The organism is Streptomyces sp. NPDC041068, assembly GCF_040647455.1.
GTDB lineage: Bacteria > Actinomycetota > Actinomycetes > Streptomycetales > Streptomycetaceae > Streptomyces.
On the sequence record NZ_JBEZCG010000010.1, the window covers coordinates 59,246 to 81,265 of the forward strand.

Here is a 22,020-nt window from a genome sequence, read left to right on the forward strand (position 1 = left end):
TCCGGCGGCCGTGACGCTCCCCGGCACGCCACCCGACGGTTAGTCCAACACCTGTCCCTCCTTTGTCCATGGGCGCGTTCACCCCGTGCGACGCATGGTGAGCGGCACGAATTCCGTCCGTGTTCCGTCCCGTGGAGGGGTGCCCCATGCTGCCGTCAGAGACGTCAGGACCGACCGGACCGAGCCGCAGAGCCGTGGTCGCGACGGGTGCGATCGCCGGGATCGGGGTCGCCGTGGGGGCGGGTGGCAGCGCGTTCGCCGCGCCCGCGCCCGGTGCGCGCCCCGCGGACGAGGTGGTCCTGCGCTCGGCCGACCTCCACGTGCGCGTCGCCACCGACTTCCCGCGCGTCGTCTCGTACACGGACCGCCGGAGCGGCGCCGTGCTGCACGGCCGCGGTGACGCCGTCACCACGGTCCTCGTCGACGAGGCCGAGCACACCCCGAAGGTCACCGCGTCGGCGGGCAGGTCCCGCATCGCGTACGTACTCGCCTTCGAGGGCGGCACCCGGATCGACGTCGAGATCGCGGTCGAGGGACGGCAGGTCCACTGGCGCGTCACGAAGATCGCGGACACGGACGCGCTGCGGGTCGGCACCCTGCGCATCCCCGGCCTCGCCCTGCTCTCCGTGCGCAGTGACCAGCCCGGCGCGACCCTCCTCGCCGCGAAGATCCAGCTGGACAAGGCCAAGAGCGGCGACACCCTCGTGCGGCCGACGAAGGACACCCCTGCGGAGAAGGCGACCGGCTGCGCGTACGCCGTCGTCGCGCACGATGCGCTGGGCGGTGCGATCGAGACGAACACCGTCTACGACAAGCCGACCAGCGAGGCGGGCACCACGTGGGAGAACGGTCGGCTGTGGCGCGAGACGGTGAAAACAGGTGACTACGTAGAGGCGAGGTTGGCTCCGGGGCAGTGGACGCACCGCGCGGCGACCGCGCCCGTCGACGCCACCGAACCCCTCCCGTACGCGACCGTCGTGATCACGGGGGACAGGAACGGCGACGGCAAGGTCGACTGGCAGGACGCCGCCACCGCCTTCCGCGACATCATGGTGACCCCGCTCGGCGCCGACGAGCAGCATCTGCGGGTCGTCCCGCACATCCCCTTCAACTTCGCCTCGCAGGCCACCAATCCGTTCCTCGCCACGCTCGACAACGTCAAGCGGATCCATCTGGCGACCGACGGACTGCGCCAGTACACGCTCCTCAAGGGCTACCAGTCCGAGGGCCACGACTCCGCCCACCCGGACTACGCGGACAACTACAACGAGCGCGCGGGCGGCCTCGCGGACCTCAACACCCTGGTCCGCGAGGGCAAGAAGTGGAACAGCGACTTCAGCGTGCACGTCAACGCCACCGAGTCCTACCCCGTGGCGAACGCCTTCTCCGAGAAGCTCGTCGACAAGGCCGACGAGCAGTGGGACTGGCTCGACCAGAGCTACCGCATCGACCAGCGCCGCGACCTGGTCTCCGGAGACGTCGTCAAGCGCTTCGCCGATCTGCGCGCGCAGACCGACAAGGGCTTGAACACCCTCTACATCGACGTGTTCCGGGAGTCCGGCTGGACATCCGACCGTCTCCAGCGGGCCTTCCGCGAGCAGGGCTGGACGATCACCACGGAGTGGGGCCACGGCTTCGAGCGCTCGGCGATCTGGTCGCACTGGGCCACCGAACCCGACTACGGCGGCGACACCTCGCGCGGCATCAACTCCCGTCTGATCCGCTTCGTACGCAACCACCAGAAGGACGTCTTCGCCGACAAGTGGCCCACCCTCCTGGGCATCGCCCGCATGGGCAACTTCGAGGGCTGGGTCGGCAAGACCGACTGGCACGCCTTCTACGAACTGATCTGGACCCACTCGCTGCCCGCCAAGTACCTGCAGGCGTACCCCATCAAGACATGGGGCGAGCACGAGATCGCCTTCTTCGGAGACGCGCGGTCCGGCGCGGCGACGACGGTCTCCGACACCGGAGGCGCGCGACGCATCACCACCGACGGACGCGTCGTCTACGAAGACGGCCGCTACCTGCTGCCCTGGGAGCCCCGCAAGGCCACCGATCCGGCCAAGCTGTACCACTACAACCCGGCGGGCGGCAGCAGCAGTTGGCGGCTCCCGCGCGCGTGGGCGAGCCGCTCCCGGGTCGCCCTGTACCGGCTCACCGACCAGGGCAGGGTCTTCGAGTCGTACGTCTCCGTAGTGGGCGGAGAAATCACCCTGGACGCCAAGGCGAAGCAGCCCTACGTCGTCTACCGCGAGTCCGCCGCCGCGCTGCCCGATCCGCGCTGGGGGCAGGGCACCCCGCTGCACGACCCCGGCTTCCACTCCGGCTCGCTCAAGGGCTGGAAGGTCGGCGGGCCCGCCGCCGTGGAGCTCAGCGCGCTCGGTGACCACGAACTGGTCGTCGGTGCGGGTGGCGCGGCGTCGGTCGGGCAGCGGCTCGCGCGCCTGAAGGCCGGGACGTACGTCGCTTCCGTGCAGGTCGAGGTCGGGGAGAAGGCGGGGGAGCGGCGCAAGGCGTCCCTGGAGGTGCGCACCGCCGACGGCGTCACCGCGGTCAACTCCACCGAGACGTCCACCGCGGGCAACTATGTCGCCGCGGACCGCAAGCACGGCACCCGGTTCCAGCGCATGTTCACGTACTTCACCGTTCCCGAGGGCGGGGGGACGGCGGAGCTGACGCTGCGGGTCGAGGCGGGGCGGGCGCGGGTGCGCTTCGACAACGTACGGATCGTGGCGGGGCAGCGGCCCGCCAAGGCCCGCGGTGTCCTTGTCCGCGAGGACTTCGAGCATGTGCCGCAGGGCTGGGGGCCCTTCGTGAAGGGGGACGCGGGTGACGTCACCGATCCGCGCACGCACATTGCCCAGCGGCACGCGCCGTTCACGCAGCGCGGCTGGAACGGCAAGGTGATCGACGACGTCGTCGACGGCTCCAACTCCCTGAAGTCGCGCGGTGAGAACGTCGGTCTCGTGTACCGGACGGTGCCGCACAGCGTGCGCTTCATGCCGGGGCGTCGCTATCGGGTGTCGTTCCGGTACGAGAACGAGAAGGCCGGGCAGTACGTCTGGGTCACCGCGGTGGATGAGCCGGCGGCGCGCGAACTGGACCGCAAGGAGCTGCCGGTGGCTACGGGTCCCACGACGCTCGCCTATGAGTTCACCACCCCCGCGGAGGGGGAGACGTGGGTGGGGCTGCGGAAGACCGGGGAGGACGGGAAGGCGGAGTTCGTGCTGGACGGGTTCGAGGTGACGGAGGTGTAGGGGCTGGGGTCCAGGAGGGTTCCCTTCCCCAAGCCCGCCCCTTCCCGAAACTGGGGCTCCGCCCCAGCCCCCGCTCCTCAAACGCCGGAGAGGCTGGAAAAAAGGCAGGCGTCGGAGGGGTTGAAGGGAAGTTGGCGTCGGACGGGGCCGAAGAGAAGCGGACGCCGGAGGGGTTGGAAAGGAGCGGGCGTCGGGCGGGGCGAAGAGGAGCGGATGTCGGAGGAGCTGAAGAGGATCAGACGTCAGGCAGGGGCGAAGAGGAGCGGACGTCGGAGGGGTTGGAAAGGAGCGGGCGTCGGGCGGGGCGAAGAGAAGCGGATGCCGGAGGGCTGAAGAGAGGCAGGCGTCAGGCAGAGGGAAAGGAAGCGGACGTCGGAGGGGTTGAAAAGAAGCGGGCGTCGGACGGGGCCGAAGAAAAGCGGACGTCGGAGGGGCAGGCAAGAAGCGGGCGTCGGGCGGGGCTGAAGAGGAGTAGGCGTCAGGCAGGGGCAAAGAGGAGCGGACGTCGGAGGGGTTGGAAAGGAGCGGGCGTCGGGCGGGGCTGAAGAGGAGCGGATGTCGGAGGAGCTGAAGAGGAGTAGGCGTCAGGCAGGGGGAAAGGGAGCGGACGTCGGAAAGGCTGGAAAGAACAGGCTCCGGAGGGGCTGGAAAGAACAGGCTCCGGAGGGGCTGGAAGGAACCGATGTCCGGGCGGGCTGGAAAGAACGGGCGTCGGGTGGGATGGGGGTTTCAGCCCGTCCGGCGTTTGAGGACGAGCGCGGAGCGCGATCGACCGAGGCACGGGCGGCGGAGCCGCGAACTTCGGGAAGGGGCGGGATGGGGGAGAAGGAGCGTCTGAGCCTCAGCCCAGCTCCACCCGCTCCCCGGCCCCCTCCAACTCCAGCACCCACACCTCGTTCGCCCCCTCCCGAAGTACCGGGCCCGGAACGTACAGCGAATTCTGCGGGCCCGCACACCAGTAGCGGCCCAGGTTGAAGCCGTTCACCCACACGAAACCCCTTGCCCAACCCGGGAGTTCGAGGGACGCGTCACCCGGGGCGGCGAGTTCGATGACGCCTCGGTACAGGCCCGGCCGGCCCTCCCCGGGGCCGGTCACCGAAACCCCCCGCACCGCCGACGCCACGTCGAACGCGTCGAGCCGCAGCGCCCGCGCCCGCACCCCGTGCAGATACTGCCGCTCGTGCAGCACACCCCCCGTGATGCCCTTGGACTCACCCGTCCGCGGCCCGTAGTTGACCCGGCCCAGCGACTCCACCCACAGCTCCACGCGCGCGTGCCCGGCCACAGGGGCGAGCAGGGTGGGGGTGCCTTCCGTGAGGACGCCGGCCCGTTCCCCGTCGACGTACACCACCGCCCGGTCCCGAAGGCCCCGCACGCTCAGCGGATACGGCTCGCGCGGACCCGGCACGGTCAGGGAGTAGCGGACCAGGCCTCGGTCCACGTCCAACTCCTCGAACGTGGGCGGGACCGCGTGCTCGGACTCGGGGGTGCCCAGGGCGTCCAGGAGCGTGTCCAGGGAGCACCAGTCCGTCAGGGGGGCCGATACAGGCGAGCCCAGGGACGGGAGCGGTGGGGGCGGGTCAGGGAGCGGTGCGCTCGCATACTGCGCCAGGATCTCCCTGAATGCCCAGAACTTGGCCGTGGGGCGGCCGAACTCGTCGATGGGCGCGTCGTAGTCGTATGACGTGACGTCCGGCTGCAGCTCGCCGTCGTGCAGCGCGCCCCCGCCCCGGTTGGCCCCCGCCCAGCCCGCGAAGTTCGTGCCGCCGTGCGCCATGTAGAGGTTCACCGACGCCCCGCACTCCAGGATCTCGCGCAGCGCGTCGGCGGCGTCGGCGGCGTCCCGCGTCACGTGGTCCGCGCCCCAGTGGTCGAACCAGCCGCACCAGAACTCCATGCACATCAAGGGGCCCTTGGACCGGTGCCTGCGGAGCGTGGCGAAGCCCGCCCGCGCGCCCGAGCCGAAGTTGGCCGTGGCCAGGACGCCCGGGATCGAGCCGCCGGTCAGCATGTGGTCCTCGGGGCCGTCCGAGGTGAAGAGGGGGACCGTCACACCCTCGGCGCGCAGCAGGTCGGCCAGGTGGCGCAGGTACACCTGGTCCGAGCCGTAGCTGCCGTACTCGTTCTCGACCTGAACCATGATCACCGGGCCGCCGTCCGCGCCCTCGCCGCCACCGCCGTGCTGGCGCGCCACGATCTGCGGAAGCAGCCGGTGGAACCAGCGGTTCACATGGCCCAGGTACTCCTCGTCGCGGGTACGCGCGCGTGCCCCCACCGCGCCCGTCAGCCAGTGCGGAAGGCCGCCGTTCTCCCACTCCGCGCAGATGTAGGGGCCCGGCCGGACGATCGCCCACAGGCTCGCGTCGTGCGCGGCGTCCAGGAACCGGCCGAGCGCCTCGACGTCGTGGTACGTGCCGGGGCGCGGCTCGTGCAGGTTCCACGGGACGTACGTCTCCACGCAGTTGAGCCCCATCGCGCGCAGCATCGCCAGACGGTGGCCCCACTGCGCCTCGTGCACCCGGAAGTAGTGCAGCGCTCCGGACAGCAGCCGCACCGGCCGCCCGTCCAGCTCGAAATCGTCCTCGCCGACCCTGAACCCGTTCATTGCGTCCTCTCGCTCATGTCCGGCCACGATCACCTCTGGCGGGCGGCAGGGTCCATGGACAAAGATCGAGCCCGGTTGGACGCAAGGAGCGGGCAAGCGCCCGAACGAAAGGGGCGGAAGCGGATGTACCACACGTGGATGCGGTATTTCACTCCCAGCCCGGCCCACCACAAGCTGGGGCTCGTCTGCCTCGGCGTCGGCCTGCAGCACGGCCTCCTGCCGACCGTGGGCCCGCGCACCCTCGACCACCACGTCGCCGTCGTCGTGAGCGCGGGAGGCGGCTGGTTCCGCGGCACCGACGGCAGACGTACGAAGGTGACCGCTCCCGCGCTGATCTGGCTCACGCCCGGCGTGCGCCACCACTACGGACCCGACCCGGACACCGGCTGGGACGAGTGCTTCGTCGACTTCACGGGCCCCGCCACGGCGACGTACACCGAACTCGGCTACATCGAGCCCGCGCGCCCCGTCGTGCCGCTCTCCGACGCGGCGGCCGCCCGTGCCGCCGTCGGCCGCATCGCCCGCGCGGCCCGGCGCGGCAACCCCCTACTGGAGGTCGAGACGGGCGCCGCCGTGCACGAGCTCCTGGTGGCGCTGCGCCGTGCCCGCGCCGACATCGCCCCCGACGGCGACCCCGTCCTGCAGGCCCTGGCCCGCGACGCCTTCCAGCCCCTGTCCGTCGCCGAGCACGCGGCACGGCACGGCATGACCCCCGCCGAACTGCGCACCGCCGTGCGGCGCGGCGCGGGGTGCAGCCCCAAGGACTACCTCCTCGGTATCCGCCTGGGCCGCGCCAAGGAACTCCTCGCCGCCACCGAGCTGCCCGTCGCCGCCGTCGCCCGCCGCGTCGGCTACGACGACCCGGCGTACTTTTCGCGCCTTTTCACCCGCCGGGTCGGCATGGCCCCCGTCCGCTTCCGCGACCAGCAGGGAAGGGCCGTACCCGGCGGCTGGTCCCAGCAGATACCCGACCCCGACCACCCGCCGATTTTGCGCTCATCCGCGGCGGGCGGCACCGGACCGGCAACGTAGGCTCGTGGACCATGACCACCAGCCACACCACTGACGAGAACGGCGCGGGCACCTCCGCGGGCGCCTCCACCGGTACCGACGAGGCCGTGCGCGCCGAGCTGTCCCGTCTGCGCGACAGCATCGACAACATCGACGCCGCCGTCGTCCACATGCTCGCCGAGCGCTTCAAGTGCACCCAGCAGGTCGGCCACCTCAAGGCCAACCACCACCTGCCGCCCGCCGACCCGGCCCGCGAGGCCCGCCAGATCGCCCGGCTCCGCGAACTCGCGGAGAGCGCCAAGCTCGATCCCGCGTTCGCCGAGAAGCTGCTGAACTTCATCATCGCGGAGGTCATCCGCCACCACGAGACGATCGCCAAGTCCGCCTAGCACAGGACACGGGCCTAGCACAGGACACGGTCACCGCGGGGGCTGGGCGGTGAAGGCGCGGGGCTGAGAGCTCGGTCCTACACCGATGGCGGTGGCATCGGGCAGCATGGGCCCATGCCCGCACTGACGCGCGACGAAGCGCAGACCCGAGCCCAGCTCATCGATGTCCACCGGTACTCGGTCGAGCTCGACCTCACCCAGGCGGCCGATCCCGCCGGCGACACCTTCGGCTCCCGGACCGTCATCCGGTTCAGCGCCCGTGTGGACGGGGCCACCTTCGTCGAGCTCAAGCCCGTCGAGCTGCACTCCGTCACCCTCGACGGGCAGCCCCTCGACCTTGCTGCCCCGGCTGGACTCGTCGACAACCGCCTCGCGCTCGACGGACTCACCGCGGGCGAGCACGAACTGCGCGTGGACGCCACGATGCGCTATTCGCGCACCGGTGAGGGCATGCACCGCTTCACCGACCCCACCGACGGTGAGACGTACACGTACTCGCAGCTGTTCATGGACGACGTGCAGCGCGTCTTCGCCGCCTTCGACCAGCCCGACCTGAAGGCCGTCTTCGAGCTGACCGTCACCGCCCCCGAGGGCTGGACCGTGCTCGCCAACGGCGTCACCGAACACCTCGGCGAAGGAAAGTGGCAGGCCGCCGCCACCCCGCTGATCTCCACCTACCTCGTCGCCGTCGCCGCGGGCCCCTGGCACTCCGTGCGCACCGAGCACCGCGGGCTTCCCTTCGGCATCCACTGCCGCCGCTCGCTCGGGCCCTTCATGGACGCCGACGCCGAGGAGATCCTCGACGTCACGCGCGCGTGCTACGACCGCTACCACGAGAAGTTCGACGAGCCCTACCCCTTCGACTCATACGACCAGGCGTTCGTCCCCGAGTTCAACTCGGGCGCGATGGAGAACCCCGGACTCGTCACCTTCCGCGACGAGTTCATCCACCGCTCCGCCGTCACCGACACCGAACGGCAGACCCGCGCCATCGTCATCGCCCACGAGATGGCCCACATGTGGTTCGGCGACCTCGTCACCCTCAAGTGGTGGGACGACATCTGGCTGAACGAGTCCTTCGCCGAGTACATGGGCTTCCAGACCACCGCCGAAGCCACCCGCTTCAAGGGCCCCTGGACCGACTTCGGCGTCGCCCGCAAGTCCTGGGGGTACGACGCCGACCAGCGTCCCTCCACCCACCCGGTCGCCCCCGACCCGGACGCCGTGCCCGACACCGTGTCCGCGATGCTCAACTTCGACGGCATCTCGTACGCCAAGGGTGCGAGCGCCCTGCGCCAGCTCGTCGCCTGGCTCGGCGAGAAGGACTTCCTCGCGGGTATCAACACCCACTTCGCGCGGCACAAGTTCGCCAACGCCACCCTCGCCGACCTCATCGATTCCCTCGCCCACGCCACCGACCGCGACGTGCACGGCTGGGCCGAGGCCTGGCTGCGCACCACGGGCGTCGACACCCTCACCCCGCGGGTCTCCCACACCGGACGCGAGTGGACCCTCACCGTCGACCGGGACGGCGGCACCGGCGAGGGTGGCCCCGGCAGGGAAGGCGGCCCCGGTAAGCAAGGCGGTCGCCCCCACCGCATCGCCGTCGGCGTCTACGACCGCGACCTCTCCGGAGGCCCCGCCCTCGTCCTGCGCGAGCGCTTCGAGACGGACGTCCCCGCCACCGGGGCCGCCCCCGCGCGCGACGGCGGCCGCCCCGCCCTGATCGTCCCCAACGACCAGGACCTCACCTACGCCAAGATCCGCCTCGACGCGGTCTCCCAGGAGACCGCGCTGCGGAGCCTCTCCGGCGTCCCCGACGCCCTGACCCGCGCCGTCCTGTGGAACAGCCTGCGCGACATGGTCCGCGACGGCGAACTCGCCCCGGCCGCCTATCTGCGGGCCGCCCTCGCGCATCTGCCCGAGGAGACCGACCTCGCCATCGTCCAGGGCGTCATCACCTTCGCCGGCGCCCACATCGCCGACCGCTTCGCCACCCCCGAGGAGCGGCCCGCCGCCCTGGCGACCCTGGGCGAGCTCTGCCGCGACCTGATCCGCCGCACCGAGGACGGCTCGAACCCCGGCCTGCGCCTGACCGCCGTCCGCTGCGCCATCGACGCCGCCACCCAGCCGGCGCCCCTCCAGGCGTGGCTGGCCGAGGGCACCGTGCCCGGCGGCCCCGAACTCGATCCGGAGCTGCGCTGGCGCCTCCTCGCCCGGCTCGCCGTGCTCGACGCGACCGACGAGGCCGCCATCGACGCCGAGCTGGCGCGGGACCCGAGCGCCACCGGCAGGGAGGGCGCGGCGCGCTGCCGGGCCGCGCTGCCCGACGCCGCGGCCAAGCGGGCGGCCTGGGACGCGATGTTCGCCTCCGACGAGCTGTCCAACTACCTCTTCACCGCCACCGCCCAGGGCTTCTGGCAGCCCGAACAGACCGATCTCGTACGGGAGTACGTTCCCCGCTTCTACGAGGACGCGGTCGCCCTCGCCACCCGCAGGGGAGGAACCGCCATGGCCGAGGCCGCAGGACAGTACGCCTTCCCGCGGCCCTTCGTCGACGCCGAGACGCTCCGCCTGGGGGAGCGGTGCCTGGCCGACGCCCGGCCCACTCCGGCCCTGCGCCGCAAGCTCGTCGACCAACTCGACGACCTCGCGCGGGCGTTGAAGGTGCGCGAGGGACGCAGGTCCTAGGACCTCCGACCTGGTTCCCCTGGTCCCAAACGACGATCCGTCGACCGGTGGGCCCGGCCTAGGCTCGATCAAGAGCCGGGCCGGGCCCACCGGTCCGTCCGGCCGCCATCAGGAATCAGCAACACCCGGATCTCCATCACCCGGATCTCCATCACCCGGATCAGCAACACCCGGATCAGCAACACCAGGACCAGCAACACCAGGACCTGAAACACCAAGGCCAGAAGGAGCCCTCCTGTGATCGTCGTGACCGGTGCCACCGGAAACGTGGGCAGTGCCCTCGTCGACCAACTCGTCGCCGAGGGCGTCCCCGTGCGGGCCCTGACCCGCGACCCCGCACGCGCCCGCTTCCCCGAAGGCGCCGAGGTCGCCCGCCTCGACCCGTCCGAACCCGCCTCGCTCGCCCCGCTGTTCACCGGGGCGACCGGACTCTTCCTGCATCTGCAGGCCGTCGGCGAGCGCGGCGAGCACACCGCCGCGCTCCTCGAAGCGGCCCGCGCGGGCGGCGTCCGGCACGTCGTCGTCCTCTCCTCCGCCATCATCGCGGACGGCGCCGACGAGACCCACCCGATCCACGTCGTGCACGCCGCGCTGGAAGGAGCCGTGCGCGAGGCGGGCCTCGACTGGACCTTCCTGCGCCCGGGGGCCTTCGCCACCAACTCCCTCCAGTGGGCGCCCCAGACGCGCGTCGGCGACACCGTCCGCGGCCCCTTCGGCCGCTACGTGGGCAATCCGATCCACGAGGCCGACATCGCCGCCGTCGCCGTGCGGTCCTTCCTCGACGAGGGGCACAAGGGTGCCGTCCACCGCCTCTCCGGGCCCGAGCCCGTGTCCACCGAGGAGAGCATCCTGGCCATCGGTCGCGCCCTGGGCAGGGAGCTGCGGTTCGTCGAGATACCGCCCGAGGAGGTCACCCCCGAGATGTTCCCGCACGTGTCGGCCGCCGTGCTGCCCGAACTCCTCAAGTCCCTGGGCGCGTTCGTCGGCGCCGAGCCGGAGATCACCACCACCGTCGAGGCCGTCACCGGCAGGCCCGCCCGCACCTTCGGGGAGTGGGCGCGCGACCACAAGGACGACTTCCGCGCCCCGTAGGCCCGCATAGCACCCTCCGCCGCACCGACACGTTTTCTCCGCACGGCAGTACCACTTTCGGGTTCGGTTCGCCCCGGTATCGGGCGCGCCGCCCGCGCGCCGTACAGGCTGGTGCCCCTGTACGCGCGCACCCGAAGGACACGCTTCATGAGCACCCCGCCGCCCCTCGCCGGAGGCGCCCAAGGACCCGATGCCCTGCGGCCGTTGCTCGCGGCCGCGCTCGACGCCCTGCGCGAGGGGGCGGCCGCGCGCACGGGCCCGCTGCCCGCCGGCGGCCCCGAAGCCGTCGCCACGCGCGTACGGGCCGCCGCCGAACCGGTCCTGCCCGAGCGCGGCCTCGGCCCCGAAGCGGCCCTGCGCGCCCTCGTCCACAGCGTCGCCGAGGGCGCCGCCGACCCCGCGGACCCGCTGTGCGCCGCCCATCTGCACTGCCCGCCGCTCGCGGTCGCGGCCGCCGCCGACCTCGCCGCCTCCGCCCTCAACCCCTCGATGGACTCCTGGGACCAGGCGCCCGCCGCGTCCGTCCTGGAGGAGCTCGTCACCCGCGCGCTGGCCGCCGAGATCCACGAAGGCGGCGACGCCCTCGTCACCACCGGCGGCACCGAGTCCAACCAACTCGCCCTGCTCCTCGCCCGCGAGGCCCACGCCGACCGCGGCCCCGCGCGCCTCCTCGTCGGCGAGAACGCCCACCACTCCCTCGCCCGCGCCGCCTGGCTCCTCGGCCTGCCCGAACCGGTCGCCGTGCCCGCCCCCGCGGGCACCCTCGACCCCGCCGCGCTCGACGAGGCCCTCACCGAACTGGGCGGGCCGCCCCACACGTTCCTCGTCGCCGCCACCGCGGGCACCACCGACGCCGGGCTCATCGACCCCCTCGACGAGATCGCCGACCTGTGCGCGGCCCACGGCGCCCGGCTGCACATCGACGCCGCGTACGGCGGAGGGCTCCTCTTCAGCGACGTACGCAAGGGACTCCTGCGCGGCATCGAGCGCGCCGACACCGTCACCCTCGACCTGCACAAGCTCGGCTGGCAGCCCGCCGCGGCCGGTCTGCTCGCCGTCCGCGACCCGCACGATCTGGACGCCCTCGGCCACCGCGCCGACTACCTCAACGCCGACGACGACACCGACGCGGGCCTGCCCGACCTCCTCGGCCGCTCCCTGCGCACCACCCGCCGCCCCGACGTGCTCAAGATCGCCGTCACCCTCAAGGCGCTCGGCCGCACGGGGCTCGGCGCACTGGTCGACGAAGTCTGCGACCAGGCACGGGAGTTCGCCGACCTCATCGAGGCACACCCCGCCTTCGAGCTGTACGACACACCGGCCATCAGCACCGTCCTGTTCCGCCCCGAAGGCGCCGACGACGACCGCATCGCCGACGTGCGAAGGCGGCTGCTCACCGAGGGAACCGCCGTGCTCGGCCGCGCCGACCTCGACGGCCGCCGCTGGCTCAAGGCCACCCTGCTCAACCCCCACACCCGGCCCGGCGACCTCGCCGCGCTCCTCAAGCTCGTGGAAGGAACCACCCCCCGATGACCGGCACGCCCGACCGCCCAGAGCCGCAGCCGCTCACCACCCCCGAAGACCCCCGCGACCTGGTCGGCATCGGCATCGGCCCGTTCAACCTCTCGCTGGCCGCACTCGCCCAGCCCCTCGGCGGACTCGACACCGCCTTCTACGAACAGCGGCCCGCCTTCCACTGGCACCCCGGTCTCCTCATCGACGGCGCCACCCTCCAAGTGCCCTTCCTCGCCGACCTGGTGACCCTCGCCGACCCCGCGAGCCCCTGGTCCTTCCTCAGCTATCTCAAGACCCGCGAGCGGCTCTTCCCCTTCTACTTCGCCGAACGCTTCCACATCCAGCGCGCCGAGTACGACGCCTACTGCCGCTGGGTCAGCGAGAACCTCCCCGGGCTGCACTTCGGCCACCAGATCGACGCGGTCCGCTGGAACCCCGAACGCGGCCTGTTCGAGGTCGACTTCACCCAGCTCGACGCGGACGGGGAAGCCGAGGCCCTGGGGCGCACGTACACGAGGAACGTCGCCCTCGGCGTCGGCACCGCCCCCTACGTCCCCGAGCCCCTCAAGCCCCTCGCCGAGGCCCCCACCGTCCCGGTCATCCACTCCGCGGACTACCTCGACCACCGTGAACTCCTGCTCTCCGCCGAGCACATCACCGTCATCGGCTCGGGGCAGTCCGGCGCCGAGATCTTCCTCGACCTGCTGCGCGCACGCCCCGCCGGGCGCGAGAAGATCCACTGGCTCGCCCGCACCGAGGCCTTCGCCCCCATGGAGTACTCCAAGCTCGGCCTGGAGCACTTCACCCCCGACTACACCCGCTACTTCCACGCGCTGCCCGAAGCCGTCCGCGACGGCCTCGTCCCGCACCAGTGGCAGCTGCACAAGGGCATCGACGGCGACACCATCGCCGCCATCCATGAAGAGCTCTACCGCCGAACGCTGCACGGCGGTTGGCCCGACGCCGTCCTCACGCCCGGCGTCTCCGTGCGCACCGCGGGCCGCGTCGCCACCACCCGCGTCGAGCTCCATCTGGAGCACCTCCAGCAGGGCACCCGCTCCCGGCTCACCACCGACGCCGTGGTCCTCGCCACCGGCTACCGCGAGCGCCCCCTCGACCAGCTCCTCGCCGGACTCGACCCCTACATCCGCAAGGACTCCTCCGCCCGGCCCCGCATCGACGAGCAGTACCGCCTCGTCCTCGACCCGTCCATCACCGGCACCGGCTGCAACGTCTACGTCCAGAACGCCGAGCGCCACACCCACGGCGTCGGCGCCCCCGACCTCGGCCTCGCCGCCTGGCGCAGCGCGACGATCCTCAACTCCCTGACGGAGAAGGCGCCGTACCCCCTGCCGGAGCGCACCGCGTTCACCAGCTTCGGCCTCCAGGCCCCCGAGGGGCCGCACGCCGGCGCCGCGGGACGCATCGGCGAGCAGCGCGGGAACCTCGTACGCCTCAAGAGCTGAGGGATCCTACCGGCGCGATCACCTGCCGCGTCCTCGGGCACGACCACACGGCGACGCCTTTCACCACCCCGGCCTCCAGCGGATGCGAGTCGGGGTGCGTGGGGCACTCCGGCCACGTCGCGGGCTTTCCGGCGGCGCACAACTCCTCGACCGCCCAGCCCTGCGCCTGGTCCGCGAGATCCGCCACCTGCTCGGCGGGCCCCTGCCACTCGGAGACGGAGACGCCCTGACCCGAGCCGCCCGGCGCGTACAGCATGATGGTGTCCTCGCCGAGCCCCATGAAGTTCCGCTCCTCATGGACGATCGGCTGCACAGCGCACGTGGCCTTCACGTCCCGGAGTACGACGTCGAGCGCCACCGCGAGCGCCCTGTCCTTGAGATGTACGAGCTGGTCATCCATGAGCGCAATGGTGCGCCGACCGTTGCCGTCGCGTCGCGCGAATATTCCCCGAAAACAGGCCTCTGCCTCGAAATATCCGACCCGGCCGGGAGGTTGGGGCCATCATGACCACGCACTCCACCGCTTCCTGGGCCGCAGCCTTCCGCTCCGCCGTCATCAGCTCCCACGAGAGCATCGACCTCTTCGAACTCCGCGGCTTCGCCGACCAGACCCTGCGCCAGATCATCCGCCTCGACGGCGGCGGCAGCGCCGTCCGCATCCGCCTCAGCAACCGCTACGGCAAGGAGCCCCTCCACATCGGCGGCGCCCGCCTCGCCATTCGCACCGAAGGCAGCGGCATAGAATCCGGCAGCGACACGCCCCTGCGGGTCGGCGGCGCCGAGGAGTTCACCATCCCGGTCGGCGAGGACGCCGTCACCGACCCCGTCGAGCGGGCCGTGGCCGCGGGCGACGAACTCGCCGTCAGCCTCTGGCTGCCCGAGGACACCGGCCTGTCCACCTACTCCGCCGTGCCCCTGCGCACCGGCTACGCGGTGCCCGGCAACGCCCTCTCCGCGCCCGCCTTCGACGGCGTCGAAGGCCTGGAGGAACTCGTCACACGGCACTTCATCAGCGGCGCCGACGTCCTCGCCCCCGCCGGCACGGCCATCGCGGTCGCCTTCGGGGACTCCTGGTTCGAGGGCACGGGCACCACGACCGACACCGACCGACGCTTCCCCGACCTGCTCAACGACCGCCTGCGGGAGGCAGGAAGCACCGGCTGGGTGGTGAACCAGGGCCTGTCCGCCAACCGTCTGCTCACCGACGAGATCGGCGAACACGCGCTGGCCCGCCTCCAGCGCGACGCCCTCGACGTGCCCGGCGTCACCCACGTACTCGTCCACTTCGGCCTCAACGACCTCGGCATCCCCGGCCAGGAGGCCTACCCCGAGACCGCGCCCGTCCCGACGGCCGCCGAGCTCATCGCGGGCTTCACCGCCCTCGCCGACCGACTCCACGCGGCCGGGCTCACCGCGATCGCCACCACCGTCGGCCCGTACAAGGACACGGTCTTCGAGGGCTACTCCACCCCCGAGGGCGTCGCCGTGGCCCGTGAGGTCAACGACTGGATCCGCGGCGCCGACAGCCCCTTCGACGCCTACGCCGACCTCGCCGCCGCCGTCGCGGACCCGGCCGACCCCGACCGGATCCACGACGACTACGACAGCGGCGACGGCCTGCACGTCAACGACGCCGGCGCGCAGGCGCTCGCCGATGCCGTCGACCTCGCGACCCTCGCGCTGTAACGCCTCAGAACACCGGCGTGCCGTCCCGGGTCAGCTTCCAGTCCACCGACGCGAACCGGCCCGGGTCGATCGTCCCCTTCGCCTTCACCCAGCCGATGATCGTGTTCCGGATCTCCTCCGAGTTGGCCCACAGCTGCTTGGCGCCCGCGATGTGCGGGAAGTTGCCGCCGCCGCTCGCCCGGTAGTTGTTCACCGCGAGGACGAACTCGGCCTTGGGGTCGATCTCCTTGCCCTCGAAGGCGAGCTTCGCGATGCGCGACCCGACCGGCTTCGCGATGTCGATCTCGTAGGTGAGGCCGAGCACCGCGTCGTAGTTGTAGTCGGGGGTGTTGTCGGCGTTCGTCAGCTTCGCCGGGTCGACCGGGCCGCCCGCCGGGGTCCGCACGTAATAGCGCGCCGAGAACTCCAGGTACTCCTTGAGCTGCGCACCCGTGAGCAGCCGTGCCTCCAGGGTGTTCTCGAAGGGGTAGAGGCCCGCTGCGTCCCTGATCGTCACGTCGCCCGCCGGGATCTGCGCCGTGCGCGAGAAGCAGGAGGCCTGCGAGAGGACCGGCAGCGCCGCGTACGCGCCGCCCTTGAGGGCCTCGGCCACCGTCTCCTTCTGCACCTGGTTGATCAGATCGATGATCGGTACGTCCTTGACGGGGCCCTCGGCCGTGCTCATCGCGGCCTTGGAGGTGCCGATGACCTGGTTGACGTAGGCGACGACCTTCTTGTGCTCGTCGGCCAGGAGCCTCGTGACCTTCCTGTCCTCCTCGGCCGTGTTGGAGTTGAGGACCTTCGCACCGACCTTCTCGACCGACCAGCGGCCCTTGGCCCACACCAGGTCGAAGTCGAACAGGGTCAGGCGCTGGCCCCACTTCAGCGGCTCGGACAGGACGACCTTCTTGCCGGTCTCCTTGTTCTCCACGAAGTACTCGGGGATCTCCGTGTGCGCGTGCCCGACCAGGATCGCGTCGATGCCGGGCACCTGCTCGGCCACCAGGCCCGCCGCGTTCTCGACGTACGGGAGCTGGTCGCCGTACGACGAGGTGCCGCTGGAGCCGGAGTGCGCAGACACGATGACGACGTCCGCGCCCATCGACCGCAGCTTCGGCACCCACTTCGCGGCCTGCTCCTCAAGGCCCGGGAACGTCATCCTGCCCTGCACGTTCGCCTTGTCCCAGATCGCGATGCCCGGGTTGGTCAGGCCGAGCACCGCCACCTTCACGTCCCGGCCGTGCGGAGTGCGCAGGCGCCTCATGAAGTACGGCGGGAAGGCGGGCTTCTGCGTCTTCGCGTCCAGCGCGTTCGCCCCGAGCAGCGGGAAGTCGCACTGCTCCTCGAACTTGCGCAGCACCGGGATGCCGTAGTTGAACTCGTGGTTGCCGAGCGCCGCGGCGTCGTACCCGATCGCGTTCATCGCCTGCGCCATCGGGTGCACCGGGCCGTGCTCGGCGGTGATCGGGTCGACCTTGGCGTAGTAGTACGAGAGCTGGGTGCCCTGGATGGTGTCGCCCGCGTCGATGAGGAGGGTGTTCCCGCGGCCCTTGTCCTTGCGGACCTGGTTCACGAGCGTGGAGATCTTCGCCAGGCCCACGTCGTTGTGGTCCTTGTCGTCGAACTCCTTGTCCGTGAAGTAGTCCCAGTTGAAGACGTTGCCGTGCAGGTCCGTCGTGCCGAGCACGGTGAAGGAGTACCGCTTCTTCCGCTGCGCGGGCTTCCCGGGCCGGCCGGGCCTCCCGTGCGCCTGGGCGGCGGACGGCGCGACGGCCGCCCCCGTGAGCGCCACACCCACGCCGGTGGCGGCGGACGTGCCCAGGAACTTCCTGCGGTTCAGCGGCATTTCTGTACTCCTCGGTCGACCCAAGTAACGCGCGTAGACAGCGCGCGTAGATTCTGACCCGGCAGCCACATCCGCAACAGACCCCGCAGGTTTCGATCCGGTGACTGTCCGGTACGTCCAGGCGATGCCAGAGTGTCCGCATGGAAACGACGCCCACCCACACTCCCTACGGCACCCCCGACGCACCCCGCGTCGCCGTCCGCGGCGAGGCACGCCTCGAGGTCGACCCCGAGATCGCCCGCATCGGCATCACGGTCAGCGCCCGCGGCACCGACCGGCGCGAGGCGCTCGCCGACCTCACCCGGCGCAACGCCGCCGCCCTCGACCTCGTCAAGACCTACGGAGAGGCCGTGGAGAAGCTGGAGACCGGCGCCTTCTCCATCAGCCCCCAGCTCACCAAGCACGGCCGCGGCGAGAAGATCCGCGCCTACCACGGCCGCGTCCACATCACCGCCGAGCTCGCCGACTTCACCGCACTCGGCGAGCTCACCACCCGCCTCGCCGACCTCGACCTCACCCGCGTCGAGGGACCCTGGTGGGCCCTGCGCCCCGACTCGCCCGTCCACCGCCGCGCCCGACAGCAGGCCGTCCGCGAGGCCGTGCAGCGCGCACGGGAGTACGCGGAGGCGCTCGGCACCGGCCTCGCCGCCCTCGTCGAACTCGCCGACATCGGCGCGGAGAACACCCCCGCGTACGGCTACGGCGGCCCCGCCGGCGGCATGCGCTCCGCCGCGTACGCCGGGGCGCCCGACTTCGCGGAGGACGCGCCGCCGCTGGACCTCGAACCGCAGCGCCAGCACGTCTACGCACAGGTCAATGCCCGATTCACCATGACACCACCGGAATTGAGGGCGTCGGGCGCACGGTGACCGCTCATCGGAGCGGCGCCCCGCACAATTCAACACTTGTCAATAGCCCTTCATGCAAAGGTTGTTGAGTAGTCACGCCCGACCAATTCTCTACCGGTGGGTAAGGCCTAGGGTCGAAGCATGCGCCGAGCGAAAATCGTCTGCACCCTGGGCCCCGCCACCGACTCGTACGACCAGATCAAGGCACTGGTCGAAGCCGGAATGGACGTAGCCCGCTTCAACCTCAGCCACGGCACCTACGCCGAGCACGAGGAGCGCTACCAGCGCGTGCGAAAGGCCTCCGAGGAGACCGGCCGCAGCGTCGGCATCCTCGCCGACCTTCAAGGCCCGAAGATCCGCCTCGGCCGCTTCAGCGAAGGTCCCGTACTCCTTGAACGGGGCGACGAGTTCACCATCACCGTCGAAGAGGGCGTCCAGGGCGACCGCCAGGTCTGCGGCACCACCTACGAAGGCCTCGCCGACGACGTCACCACCGGCGAGCGCATCCTCGTCGACGACGGCAAAGTGACCCTGGAGGTCACCGCGGTCGACGGACCCCGCGTCACCACCACCGTCATCGAAGGCGGCATGGTCTCCGACAACAAGGGCCTCAACCTCCCCGGCGTCGCCGTCTCCGTCCCCGCACTCTCCGACAAGGACGAGGCCGACCTCCGCTGGGCCCTGCGTTCAGGATTCGACGTCATCGCCCTGTCCTTCGTCCGCAGCGGACGCGACATCGAGGACGTCCACCGCATCATGGACGAGGAAGGCCGCCGCCTCCCCGTCATCGCCAAGGTCGAGAAACCCCAGGCCGTCGAGAACATCGAGGACATCGTCGCCGCCTTCGACGGCATCATGGTCGCCCGCGGCGACCTCGGCGTCGAAATGCCCCTGGAGCAGGTCCCGATCGTCCAGAAGCGCGCCATCAAGTTCGCCAAGCGCAACGCCAAACCGGTCATCGTCGCCACCCAGATGCTCGACTCGATGATCGACAACTCCCGCCCCACGAGGGCCGAGGCCAGCGACGTGGCGAACGCCGTCATCGACGGCACGGACGCCGTGATGCTCTCCGGCGAGACCAGCGTCGGCAAGTACCCCATCGAGACGGTCCGCACGATGGGCCGCATCGTGGAGGCGGCCGAGGAGGACATCCTCGCCAAGGGCCTGCCCCCGCTGACCGAGCGGAACAAGCCCCGCACCCAGGGCGGCGCGGTGGCCCGCGCCGCCGCCGAGATGGGCGACTTCCTCGGCGCCAAGTTCCTCGTCGCCTTCACCCAGTCCGGCGACACGGTCCGGCGCCTGTCCCGCTACCGCTCGCCGATCCCGCTGCTCGCCTTCACCCCGGACGCGGCCACCCGCGCCCAGCTCAACCTGACCTGGGGCGTGGAGACCTTCCTCGGCCCCCACGTCGAATCCACCGACGCCATGGTCGACCAGGTCGACGAACTGCTCCTGAAGATCGGCCGCTGCCGCAAGGGCGACACCGTCGTGATCACGGCCGGGTCCCCGCCCGGAGTCCCCGGCTCCACGAACCTCGTACGGATCCACCACATCGGCGAGGACGACAGCCCCAAGTAGCGGCGCCTCCGCGTCACTTGTGGCTACGGCGTCACGATGGGGAAGTTCGGATCGGGCTTCCCCACCACGCCGAGCAACTCGGTCAGCAGCGACGCGTCACCCTTCACGTCGATGTCGCCGAGCCCCTTGCCGGCCAGCATCGCCAGCAGCTGCGGCTTGGTCATGGTCAGCGTGACCCCGGCCTCCGGGTCGGCCTTCGTGTCACTGCGATACGTCAACACGCCGTGCCGCAGCGTCAGATGCCAGACCTTGCCGCCGAGCGAGGGCAGGCTCCAGTCCATCCGCAGCTTCAGGTCCCACGCCTTGGGGCCCTCGATCCGTATCGCCACGGAATCGATCAGCTGGTCCACGTCCAACGCCAGCATCATGTCCGGACTCACCACGGACGTCGGCGACTCCTGGATGCCCTCGCGCAACTCCTGTGCACCCGTGAGATAGAAGTTCCGCCACACCGCGTTCTCCGAGGCCTGGCCCAGCCGCGTGTAGACCTTGGCGAGTTCGGACTTGGCGTGCCTGTTCTCCGGATCCGCGAAGACGACGTGATTGAGCAGCGTGGCGGCGAACCGAAGATCACCGTCGCGGGCGAACCCTCTGGCCTTGGCAATGGTCGCCGAACGCCCACCCATGGCCCTCACATACCGCTTCGCCTCGGCGACCGGCGGATGCTCCCACAAATGCGCGGGGTTCCCGTCGAACCAGCCCATGTAACGCTGGTAGATCCCCTTCACGTTATGGCTCAAGGACCCGTAATACCCGCGATTCGCCCACACCTCGGCGAGCGCGGGCGGCAACTCGATCTCCTCGGCGATCTCCCGTCCCGTCATCCCCGAATTGATCATCCGCAACGTCTGATCATGCATGTACGCATACAGATCCCGCTGCTGCTCAAGAAGTTCCACAATGAGATCACCGCCCCACGTCGGCCAATGGTGCGAAGCAAACGCAACATCGACCTTCCCGTCGAAAAGCGTGACGGACTCATTCAGGTAATGCGCCCACTGCCGGGCATCACGCACCTGCGCGCCGCGCAACGTAATGATGTTGTGCATCGTGTGCGTAGCGTTCTCGGCCATGCAGACGGCGCGGAGCTCGGGCAGCAAGAAGTTCATCTCGGCAGGGGCCTCGGTACCCGGCGTCATCTGGAACTCGAACCGCACACCGTCGACGGTCTCCGTCTGCCCCGTCTCGGTGATGTCCTTGGTGGGCGGTATCAGCCCGATCGACCCGAGCGACACGGTCTGCCCGAGCCCGCAACCGATCTGCCCCGCGGCCGACTTGGGCAGCTGGGCCCCGTACATGTACCCGGAGCGCCGCTGCATCGCCGTACCCGCGTAGACGTTCTCGGAGACGGCGTGCTCCATGAAGCCGTCGGGGGCGAGGATCGGCACGCCGTCACGCGCCCCGTCCGGCAGGACGCCACGGCAGCCGCCGAAGTGATCGACGTGGGGATGGGTGTAGATGAGCCCGGTGACTTTCCGGTCGCCCCGGTGCTTCCGGTAGAGCTTGAGCGCGGCGGCGGCGGTCTCGGCGGAGATGAGGGGATCGATGACGACGACACCGGCGTCCCCTTCGATGAGCGTCATATTGGACAGATCGAGCCCACGGACCTGATAGATCCGGTCGGCGACCTTGTAGAGCCCCTGCTTCGACACGAGCTGCGACTGCCGCCACAGACTCTTGCTGGCGGTCTTCGGGGCGCTCTTCTCCAAAAACTTGTACGCGTCGGCATCCCAGACGACCTGCCCCTTGGCGTTCTTGACGACGCCGGGCGTGAGGGCGGCGATGAACCCCTTGCCGGCGGCCTCGAAGTCGTCCCGGTCGTGGAAGTCGAGCTCGCCCTCGTCGGTGGCGCCGCGTTGCTCCCCGGCGGGCAGGGCGGAAGCGGTCTCGGGACTGAGGGCGACAGCCGCGGCGGCGGCACCCGCGGCCGCGGCGACGAAGTTGCGACGGTTCAACGGAGTCATGGGGCCGAACGTCGCAGTGGGGCGTAGGGAGGGGCAAGGAAGCGGAGGGGATTTGGGGCAGGTCCCAATGGGGGTGCGGGAGAGGAGTGA

Annotated in this window: 15 protein-coding genes; 10 read left to right on the top strand and 5 right to left on the bottom strand. The window is 70.9% G+C overall.

The annotated features are described in order from the left end of the window. Positions 1-146: 146 nt before the first annotated feature. Complete coding sequence (locus AB0B50_RS23325; protein WP_362335049.1) at positions 147-3,260, top strand: endo-alpha-N-acetylgalactosaminidase family protein; 3,114 nt, start codon at positions 147-149, stop codon at positions 3,258-3,260. Between the two features lie 841 nt (positions 3,261-4,101). Here AB0B50_RS23325 and AB0B50_RS23330 read toward each other — a convergent pair. Then, positions 4,102-5,865 carry a beta-galactosidase family protein gene (locus AB0B50_RS23330; protein ID WP_362335052.1) on the bottom strand — a complete coding sequence of 588 codons (1,764 nt, stop codon included), beginning with the start codon at positions 5,863-5,865 and terminating at the stop codon, positions 4,102-4,104. A 123-nt stretch (positions 5,866-5,988) separates the two neighbouring features. On the opposite strand from AB0B50_RS23330, the gene AB0B50_RS23335 reads away from it, so the two are divergent. The 3 genes from AB0B50_RS23335 to pepN all read left to right on the top strand — a co-directional run bounded on the left by AB0B50_RS23335 (position 5,989) and on the right by pepN (position 9,956). Then, positions 5,989-6,897: an AraC family transcriptional regulator gene (locus AB0B50_RS23335; RefSeq protein ID WP_362335055.1), complete on the top strand. Its 909-nt coding sequence runs from the start codon at positions 5,989-5,991 to the stop codon at positions 6,895-6,897. A gap of 11 nt (positions 6,898-6,908) precedes the next feature. Then, a complete protein-coding gene (locus tag AB0B50_RS23340) occupies positions 6,909-7,265 on the top strand; it encodes a chorismate mutase (RefSeq protein ID WP_362335058.1) in 357 nt (118 codons plus the stop codon). Between the two features lie 114 nt (positions 7,266-7,379). Next, complete coding sequence (pepN, locus tag AB0B50_RS23345; RefSeq protein ID WP_362335061.1) at positions 7,380-9,956, top strand: aminopeptidase N; 2,577 nt, start codon at positions 7,380-7,382, stop codon at positions 9,954-9,956. 68 nt (positions 9,957-10,024) lie between these two features. On the opposite strand, the gene AB0B50_RS23350 is transcribed toward pepN, so the two are convergent. Next, complete coding sequence (locus AB0B50_RS23350; RefSeq protein ID WP_362335063.1) at positions 10,025-10,174, bottom strand: hypothetical protein; 150 nt, start codon at positions 10,172-10,174, stop codon at positions 10,025-10,027. Positions 10,175-10,193: 19 nt separating this feature from the next. On the opposite strand from AB0B50_RS23350, the gene AB0B50_RS23355 reads away from it, so the two are divergent. The 3 genes from AB0B50_RS23355 to AB0B50_RS23365 all read left to right on the top strand — a co-directional run bounded on the left by AB0B50_RS23355 (position 10,194) and on the right by AB0B50_RS23365 (position 14,029). Beyond that, a complete protein-coding gene (locus tag AB0B50_RS23355; RefSeq protein WP_362335066.1) occupies positions 10,194-11,048 on the top strand; it encodes an NAD(P)H-binding protein in 855 nt (284 codons plus the stop codon). 147 nt (positions 11,049-11,195) lie between these two features. After that, entirely contained in the window at positions 11,196-12,581 is a 1,386-nt protein-coding gene (locus tag AB0B50_RS23360) for an aminotransferase class V-fold PLP-dependent enzyme (RefSeq protein WP_362335069.1), read from the top strand. Then, the gene (locus AB0B50_RS23365; RefSeq protein ID WP_362335071.1) at positions 12,578-14,029 is read left to right on the top strand and encodes a SidA/IucD/PvdA family monooxygenase; all 1,452 of its coding nucleotides are present in this window, start codon (positions 12,578-12,580) and stop codon (positions 14,027-14,029) included. The genes AB0B50_RS23360 and AB0B50_RS23365 overlap by 4 nt, the downstream gene beginning before the upstream one ends. Here AB0B50_RS23365 and AB0B50_RS23370 read toward each other — a convergent pair. Next, positions 14,019-14,429, bottom strand: a complete 411-nt coding sequence (locus tag AB0B50_RS23370) for a hypothetical protein (RefSeq protein ID WP_362335073.1) — start codon at positions 14,427-14,429, stop codon at positions 14,019-14,021. The two genes, AB0B50_RS23365 and AB0B50_RS23370, sit on opposite strands and share 11 nt — an antisense overlap. Before the next feature lie 104 nt (positions 14,430-14,533). On the opposite strand from AB0B50_RS23370, the gene AB0B50_RS23375 reads away from it, so the two are divergent. Next, positions 14,534-15,715, top strand: coding sequence for a GDSL-type esterase/lipase family protein (locus AB0B50_RS23375; protein ID WP_362335075.1), 1,182 nt, complete (start codon positions 14,534-14,536; stop codon positions 15,713-15,715). A gap of 4 nt (positions 15,716-15,719) precedes the next feature. Here the strand turns inward: AB0B50_RS23375 and AB0B50_RS23380 are convergent, their stop codons facing one another. Next, positions 15,720-17,540, bottom strand: a complete 1,821-nt coding sequence (locus tag AB0B50_RS23380; RefSeq protein WP_362335078.1) for a 5'-nucleotidase C-terminal domain-containing protein — start codon at positions 17,538-17,540, stop codon at positions 15,720-15,722. 140 nt (positions 17,541-17,680) lie between these two features. Between AB0B50_RS23380 and AB0B50_RS23385 the strand changes: the two genes are divergently transcribed. Together AB0B50_RS23385 and pyk are read left to right on the top strand one after the other, a co-directional pair. After that, positions 17,681-18,409, top strand: coding sequence for an SIMPL domain-containing protein (locus tag AB0B50_RS23385; protein WP_362335081.1), 729 nt, complete (start codon positions 17,681-17,683; stop codon positions 18,407-18,409). Between the two features lie 120 nt (positions 18,410-18,529). After that, on the top strand, positions 18,530-19,966 hold the full coding sequence (gene pyk / locus AB0B50_RS23390; protein WP_362335084.1) for a pyruvate kinase: 1,437 nt from the start codon (positions 18,530-18,532) through the stop codon (positions 19,964-19,966). Positions 19,967-19,989: 23 nt separating this feature from the next. On the opposite strand, the gene AB0B50_RS23395 is transcribed toward pyk, so the two are convergent. Then, on the bottom strand, positions 19,990-21,930 hold the full coding sequence (locus AB0B50_RS23395) for an alkyl sulfatase dimerization domain-containing protein (protein WP_362335087.1): 1,941 nt from the start codon (positions 21,928-21,930) through the stop codon (positions 19,990-19,992). Positions 21,931-22,020 lie beyond the last annotated feature (90 nt).